The organism is Nostoc sp. (assembly GCF_036917415.1).
Taxonomy (GTDB): Bacteria; Cyanobacteriota; Cyanobacteriia; order Cyanobacteriales; family Nostocaceae; genus Nostoc.
The window spans coordinates 106,773-114,389 of the sequence record NZ_JBALDJ010000028.1 but is presented as its reverse complement, the minus strand read 5'-3'; the positions used below and the strand labels follow the sequence as shown (position 1 = coordinate 114,389).

Annotated in this window: 5 protein-coding genes and 2 pseudogenes; 6 read left to right on the top strand and 1 reads right to left on the bottom strand. The window is 42.7% G+C overall.

All coding sequences use genetic code 11. From position 1 onward, the window contains the following. Positions 1-132: 132 nt before the first annotated feature. The 6 genes and pseudogenes from V7K41_RS05650 (at position 133) to V7K41_RS05625 (ending at position 7,290) form a co-directional block, all read left to right on the top strand. A complete protein-coding gene (locus tag V7K41_RS05650) occupies positions 133-2,175 on the top strand; it encodes an LAGLIDADG family homing endonuclease (RefSeq protein ID WP_442943133.1) in 2,043 nt (680 codons plus the stop codon). Positions 2,176-2,458: 283 nt separating this feature from the next. Next, positions 2,459-3,532: pseudogene (nrdJ, locus tag V7K41_RS05645) on the top strand (ribonucleoside-triphosphate reductase, adenosylcobalamin-dependent); the annotation flags it as partial. Between the two features lie 197 nt (positions 3,533-3,729). After that, positions 3,730-3,951, top strand: coding sequence for a hypothetical protein (locus V7K41_RS05640; protein WP_334846271.1), 222 nt, complete (start codon positions 3,730-3,732; stop codon positions 3,949-3,951). 377 nt (positions 3,952-4,328) lie between these two features. Then, positions 4,329-5,522 carry a pyridoxal phosphate-dependent aminotransferase gene (locus V7K41_RS05635; RefSeq protein WP_334846269.1) on the top strand — a complete coding sequence of 398 codons (1,194 nt, stop codon included), beginning with the start codon at positions 4,329-4,331 and terminating at the stop codon, positions 5,520-5,522. Positions 5,523-5,615: 93 nt separating this feature from the next. Then, positions 5,616-6,053, top strand: coding sequence for a secondary thiamine-phosphate synthase enzyme YjbQ (locus V7K41_RS05630; RefSeq protein ID WP_334846286.1), 438 nt, complete (start codon positions 5,616-5,618; stop codon positions 6,051-6,053). A gap of 184 nt (positions 6,054-6,237) precedes the next feature. Continuing rightward, positions 6,238-7,290: an aromatic ring-hydroxylating dioxygenase subunit alpha gene (locus V7K41_RS05625; protein ID WP_334846267.1), complete on the top strand. Its 1,053-nt coding sequence runs from the start codon at positions 6,238-6,240 to the stop codon at positions 7,288-7,290. 1 nt (position 7,291) lies between these two features. Here V7K41_RS05625 and V7K41_RS05620 read toward each other — a convergent pair. Beyond that, positions 7,292-7,567, bottom strand: a pseudogene (locus V7K41_RS05620) (NAD(P)H-binding protein); the annotation flags it as partial. Between the last annotated feature and the right edge of the window lie 50 nt (positions 7,568-7,617).

Genomic DNA, 7,617 nt, shown 5'->3' with positions numbered 1-7,617 from the left:
AAGGGTATGTTTTCTGAGGAGCCGGATGAGGTGAAAGTCTCATGTCCGGTTCTGGAGACGAGTAGCACTCGCGAGGGTGTTGCTTAGTTTAATGGTACTGGAGCCGTTCTAGAACCACAATTTATTAACCAGTTGCCTCCGATTCGCAATCAACTGAATGTCACTGTCCAAGGCGAAATTGGCAGCACTCCTGTCCAACAGCGGCGTGAATATACTGAAACTAATATAGAAGGTAATAACGTCACTATTCACGTTGGAGATAGTCGTGAAGGTTGGGTTGAATCATATCAAGCCCTATTAGAACTCTCTACTGATGAACAATTTTCAGCAGAAGTTGAAGTATTAGTTGATATCAGCGATGTCCGTAAATCAGGAGAAACTCTCAATGGCTTTGGAGGAGTTGCTAATCCGGTGAAATTGCCCGGACTTTATCAGCGTTGTGCTTCCATCCTGAATAAAGCTGTGGGAAGACAATTAAATTCAGTTGAATGCTGTCTATTAATCGATCAAGCCGCTGTTACAATTGTTGCTGGCAATATTCGGCGCTGTCTACCTGAGGATGCTTTAGTTCATACTTCCAAAGGTCTTATTCCCATTTGCGATGTCCAAGTGGGCGATCTAGTACAAACTCCTTTAGGATTTCGGCGAGTTGCTGATAAATTCGACCAAGGATTTCAGGATGTCTATGAAATTGAAACTAATGCTACTTACCCTAGAGCAACTTTAAACCACAGACAAGCAGTTCTTGCAGATGCTCAAGGGGGAATTACCTGGAAGTCAATTGCAAGTCTAGTTGAGGGCGATCGCCTACTGCACAACACACAAGTTCTACCTGGTACAGTTACCCATCTACCCCCTGATTTTACTGAATCTCGACCCTTAAACAGTCGTACTGCTAAGTCGTTTGTAATTCCCGAATTGACATCTGAGGTTGCTTGGCTAATTGGGTTAACCCACGGTGACGGCTATATTGCTCTCGGTCGCAATAAATTTGATAAGCCCTATGGCCGAGTTGAATGGGCAATGAACAGTTTAGATACGGAACTCACGGCTAGAATTCAAACCAAAATAGATGCTGCTTTAGCTTTATTTGGATTGACTGCTACTCATGGGATCGTTAAGGGCGAAAATACAGCCAAATCAATCTGTTCATCTATTCGACTAGCTGAGTACTTCCATCGCTACATCAAGCAGCCTAATATTCCCCTAACAATTCCTAGTTTTATTTTGCAGGGTTCAGTAGATATCAGGGCGGCTTACCTAGCTGGATTAATGGATAGTGATGGTGCTATCAATAACCGACCCCCTCACTTAGTTACCTCAGTCTATCGGTCATTTATTAGACAAGTTAGTGTAGTTTTATCTAGCTTAGGTATCGCTGGCAGAATTAGCATAACCCATCCACAGCAGCAAACATGGCAAGTTAAGTACAGCCTCACAATACCAGCCTTCAAAGAGCGTTATAACGCCCTTATTGCACCTCACTCAGTTAAGCGAGAACTGCGCCAAGGATTGAAGATGTATGATTTTACCGTCCCTGGTGCAATCATGCGGGAGGCTTACACCTATAGCGAGATGCGAGATATCGGATTTCAAGGATCTCGCACTGTTGAGGCCAATTATGAACGCTATATCGTTGAAGCTGATATTTCCCTAGATATTCCAGTTACTGTGAAAGGACTGGGCAGTTACGATTGTGTCCACACTTATGATATTGAAGTCGAAGAAGCTCATTGCTTCTATTGTGATGGCTATTTAACACACAATAGTGCTGGCATGAGGCAAGGTTCTAGCGAAGATAGTTTGTTCGCCGATGCCAAAGATAACTTATGGCAGCAAGATGAAAATGGCAACTGGCGAATTGATCCAGAACGTGATGCACTCAGGATGGCAAACCACACCAGAGTTTTTCACCGCAAGCCAACCTTAGAAGAATGTGTTGGTGCTGTCCGCAAACAATATTATAGTGGCGAGGGAGCCATTCAATGGGCTGGTGAAGCTGTAGCGCGATCAAACATTGATTTGCTGCCAACACAAGCTCTGAAAGTTGAGTTTTTACAAGCTTATGAACAAGGAACAGCAAAACAGTGGTTAAAAGAACGCCATTCCAATCTTGATGTTAATGAGTTAGAACATCGTTTAGCTCGCTATGGGCTAAATCCGTGTGGTAAGTGATTTTGCCTCACGTTAAAAACCTCGCAAAAACGGGGAAAGCTGAGATGCTAATCCCGTGGTAATCAAAGGAATTAAAAAGTCTTTGACACCGTACAGCGTAGAGAGTGAAACTAGATTACATCCGAAATTGTTGTTTAGAATATAATCTCTCCAAGAGTGCGGGGGCGGATGTGAAAAACACTTTTATTATCTCAAGTCACATCTGCAAAATGTACGCGGAGCTACTGCAAATAATCAAGCAGTAGAACTAGGGGATAAAAAGCCTCTAGGGTAACAAAGAAAGGAAATCATCGGTAGTAACTTCCACTGCAATTTGTCTGAGGTTCACCTCAATCAAATTGACCCACATAACTACAAAGAACAAGAGGAGGCTTTCACTGCTGGGGCGCTATCTGTAGCAGCACTTTTAAATCACAAATTCTTGGAACCACGCTATCAATACAGCCGTGAATTAGACCCGATTGTGGGAGTTTCTTTTACAGGTTTATTTGATTTCTTTGTCCATGCTTTTGGTGTTGATTGGCTGCGGTGGTGGGAAGCAGGAAGACCCGCAACTCCACAGGGATTAGCTTTCAAGCGTGAGGAAGAGAAATACCTCAGTTCTTGGAGAGATATTGTACATCGGGTGGTTTGGGATTATTGCGATCGCCACAATCTCAAGCGCCCAAATCGTTGCACCACAGTCCAACCCAGTGGCACTAAAGCTTTATTAACTAATGCTAGTTCAGGGTGGCATCCTCCCAAGGCGCAAAGATTTATTCGTCGGATCACCTTCGGCAAAAATGATCCAGTAGCCTTAGCTTGTATTGACTATGGTTACAACGTCATTCCCTCTCAATCAGACAAAGATGAACAGGGCAATTTGCTTAACGATCCCTTTGATTCACGGGTGAGTGAATGGCTAGTGGAAATCCCTGTTTCTGTGACTTGGGCTGATTTACCAGGGGCTGATGAAATTGATGTTTCTAAATTTTCAGTCTTAGCCCAATTTGATTTTGTCCTCCAGGTTCAACGCTGGTACGTTACTCACAACACATCAGCTACTTTGGAACTTCGCTCTGATGAAATCGAGCCTTTGGGACAGCGCATTTACGAAACCATCCAGAATGATGAAGGATATATTTCAGCGGCTCTTTTAGCACGTTTTGACGATTTGCAATCATTCCCACGTTTGCCATTTGAACCAATAAATAAATCAACCTACGATCGCTTAACTCAAGAGGTGAAAGCGCGGCGCAAAACAGATGATTTCTGTGCAGTACTAAGCCGCTACGATTTAGGCGAAATGACAGAGGCTGGTCCTAGTGGTTGTGATTCTGATAAGTGTATGTTTCCCGATCAGCAACCAAGCTCATAACGCAAAATGATCGGGGAGTAGGAAGTGGGGGAGATGAAGGAAGGCGACAAGGGGGAATTATTGAATAAGTCTCTCCCTTGTCTCCCTCCTCTTCTTCGTCTAGCTTGTCTCTTCTCCATGCCCCATGCCCAATCCTTTAACACGTTACGATCAATTAAGAAGTAATAATTTTTTACGGCAGTGCCAGGAGTCTTTTTATGTTCATTGATGAATTGTCACCTATATTCAGAGAATTTACTCGGCATCCAGTCTCATTTGTGGGTGGGTTTTTCTCTGGTGTGCTTCGACTCAATCTTGCAGACGATCCAGTTAAAAGCTGGCTAGATAAACAGATCCGCTCAAATAGTTACACCAGCAGCACCACAACGGATGCACATAACGGCAAAGCCACTGGCCCTCAGCAGATTTCGATTGACTAAAAACTCCAACCTGACATAGTTAAATTTACTACAAAATAGGGAGTCAGTCCTGACTCCCTATTTTCTATACAATAATTATTTTTATAGCCGTAGCCACATAGGTTAGGACAATGTTGATTGCTAAAAGCTTTGATTTCACTGGGTTTATACTCAGCACTCAACACTCATCAGCACTCAGCACTTTGATTTTTACTTTGGGGATTGAGATGGTAACGAGTAAACATATCATTAATTTGGAATGGTGAGGCAGTCCGGTCTTGGGGTTCCCCCCATGAGGAACTGCCGAACCCGAAGGGGTGGTTTATTTCCACCGTGCTGTACTAGTTGGTTGTTCACCTATTAAGAGATACTAAAGGCAGGTACATAGGCAAGAAAATATGGAATCCCTAACCTCTCGTATGCAGGCGGTACAGTCGCCAATTATTCCTGTGGTTGGGGAACTAATTAAAAACTCTCCTGGAACTATCTCTCTAGGACAAGGTGTTGTTTCTTACAACCCACCACATGAAGCTATAGAATTTTTAGCCAAATTCTTAGCCGAACCCGCAAATAATTTATACAAATCAGTTGAGGGAATTCCCCCATTGCTGACAGCACTTGCAACAAAATTGCAAGCCTTCAACAGCATTGAAATCAATGGGGAAAACTGCATCGTCGTGACAGCAGGGAGCAATATGGGATTTATGAATGCCATTCTTGCTATCACCAACCCAGGCGACGAAATTATTCTGAATACACCCTACTATTTCAACCACGAAATGGCGATCGCAATGGCTGGTTGTCGTGCGGTATTAGTGGCGACAGATGAAAATTACCAACTCTGCCCAGAAGCGATCGCTCAAGCAATTACTCCTAAAACACGGGCTGTGGTGACAATTTCACCAAATAATCCGACTGGAGTTGTCTATTCACAAGCCGCATTGCGCCAAGTAAATCAAATTTGTGGCGTTCAGCGAAGCTGTGCCGAAGGCACTCGCAGTATTTATCATATCAGCGATGAAGCTTATGAATACTTTACCTATAACGGGGTAAAACACATTTCACCTGGCTCATTTGGTAATAATAGCGAGTACACCATTTCTCTCTATAGCCTTTCCAAAGCATACGGTTTTGCCAGTTGGCGCATTGGCTACATGGTGATTCCCAAACACTTACTTGTCGCTGTTAAAAAAGTCCAGGATACAATTTTGATTTGTCCGCCAGTCATTTCTCAATATGCAGCTTTAGGGGCATTGCAGGCAAAAGATGAGTATTTGAAGAGTAATATAGGAGCCATTGCTCAAATACGCCAACTAGTATTAGACTCCCTTAACCGTCTACAAAGCTTATGTAGCATTATTCCTGCCAATGGCGCTTTCTATTTTCTCCTCAAAGTTCATACCCAGATGGATGCTTTTGAGTTAGTCAAAAGACTGATTCAGGAACATAAAATAGCAGTTATTCCAGGTACAACCTTTGGCATGGATGACGGATGTTACCTACGGGTTGCTTATGGGGCGCTACAAAAAGAGACGGTAAAAGAAGGTATAGAGAGATTAGTGCAAGGTTTGGAAACTATAGTCAAGATTTAGTAGTCATCCAATTTTTGCCTCCTGCCTCCTTCAAAAAGAAGTTAAGCTGTGTTAGCGTACCTCGTCCGCAATCCTAAATATAAAATTCAACAGATGTCAATTATTAATAAGTTAATTGAAATTGAAACTGAGCCAAAAATTAATATTCATAATATCACCCCACAAATTCAAGATTTTATTGCCTCAACATCAATTAAAAATGGACAAGTTTTAGTATTTTCTCGACATACGACAACAGCATTAGCTATCAACGAAAATGAAGTTAGATTATTAGAAGATATAAAAGTGTTTTTGCAAAAATTAGCACCTGAGTCAGACAGCTATTTGCATAATGATTTGCATTTAAGAGATGTTCCAGAAGATGAGCCGATTAATGCTCATTCTCATTTGATGGCAATGATGCTGACCACGAGTGAGATAATTCCCATTGTGGATGGTAAATTAGCTCTGGGAACCTGGCAATCTGTGTTGTTTTTTGAGTTGGATGGCCCGCGAAAAAGAACGGTATTTGTACAAATTTCTGGCGAATAATGCAACTTTACACCCGCAGTTCTCCCAGAAGAACCTAAATCTGAGAAAATTACAAACACGATCAATAAATGTATCAGTTGAATTTATCTACAGTAATTTAAAACCTGAAAGAATGTTTTCTAACATAACCTTCCTTTCCACAAACCAGGACTTTCGTTGTGTCAAAGGCAGACACCATTAAGTTATGAAAAATAACGATAATTTTGTATTACGTAATACTTGGTACTATGCTTTGCCCAGCAATCAAATCAAGCCAGGTATGATGATCAGCCGCATTTTCTTAGGAGAACCGGTGCTGTTAGTTCGTAGCCAGGATGGCAAAGTGTCTGCAATGACGGACATTTGTCCCCATCGTGGTGTGCCCTTGAGTTGTGGGAGATTCAATGGGCAGGAAGTTGAATGCTGTTATCACGGTTGGCGCTTTAACTCTGCTGGGCGCTGTACTGCGATACCTTCTCTTGTAGAGGAGCAGCAAATGGATTTGAGTCGCTTTGATGTGCAGTCATATAGTGTTCGCGAAGCCCAAGGGAATATCTGGATATATATGCCCGATCCCGATAAACCTCAACCGGCTTCTGAGATGGAAATCCCGGTAATTCCAGGGTTTGACGATCGCTCGCACCAGTTTGTAGAGGTGGTAAAATTCCCTTGTTTTATAGATCATGCGGTAGTAGGTCTGATGGACCCTGCCCATTCACCTTATGTTCATCGCGCTTGGTGGTGGCGAAATGAGCAATTGCATGAGGAAGTAAAGCAATTTGATGCTTCGCCCTACGGCTTTACGATGCGACGACACCGATTACCAGCAAATGGGGGTCGATTATACTGGCTGATTGGCGGTGGTGTCCCGGAAACGGAGATTTCTTTTCGTTTACCTGGAGTCAGAATCGAAGAAACTACCATTGGTAATAATCGAGTTGTTAATTTGACAGCAGTTACACCGATTTCAGACACAGAAACGGAGGTTACTTTTGCTCTTTACTGGACACTTCCTTGGGTAGGATTTTTCAAGCCACTGCTACATGTGCTGGCGCGGACTTTCATTGGTCAAGACCGAACGGTTGTGGAAAAGCAGCAGATTGGTTTGAAATATAATCCTGTGCTACGGCTGATTAAGGACTCAGATATGCAAGCGCAGTGGTACTACCAGTTAAAGCGGGAGTATGCTCGTTCTGTTGCTGAAAGACGAGAATTTGTGAATCCTGTCAAGGGTCAAATACTCCGCTGGCGTGCTTAAATTACTCCAAAGTAAATTCGGCAAATTCTTTTTGTCCAAACATCATATTTCGGTCTACGGCTGACAAAATTTTATTATTGGCACGTTGGCTATTTAAACAGCGACCAACCAACTGCGCGACATCTGCACGATTGATGCTACCAATAATCTGCGGATCTTCAGTCAAAACGCCATTACCCGTTGCTGGTTCTGACTTTAGTCCACCAGGACGGATGATTGTATAGGTAAGTCCACTGGCAATTAAGTGTTGTTCAGCTTTGTCTTTCTCAGCTAAAACAATTGTACCAATCTAGCAAATAAGTTTTCAAGGATAAACTTCAAGGATAA

What these genes read in the sequence shown, in the direction of transcription:
- V7K41_RS05630 (WP_334846286.1), top strand. Translation starts at nt 5,616, where the DNA reads ATGTCAATTATTAATAAGTTAATTGAAATTGAAACTGAGCCAAAAATT.
- V7K41_RS05640 (WP_334846271.1), top strand. Translation starts at nt 3,730, where the DNA reads ATGTTCATTGATGAATTGTCACCTATATTCAGAGAATTTACTCGGCAT.
- V7K41_RS05625 (WP_334846267.1), top strand. Translation starts at nt 6,238, where the DNA reads ATGAAAAATAACGATAATTTTGTATTACGTAATACTTGGTACTATGCT.
- V7K41_RS05635 (WP_334846269.1), top strand. Translation starts at nt 4,329, where the DNA reads ATGGAATCCCTAACCTCTCGTATGCAGGCGGTACAGTCGCCAATTATT.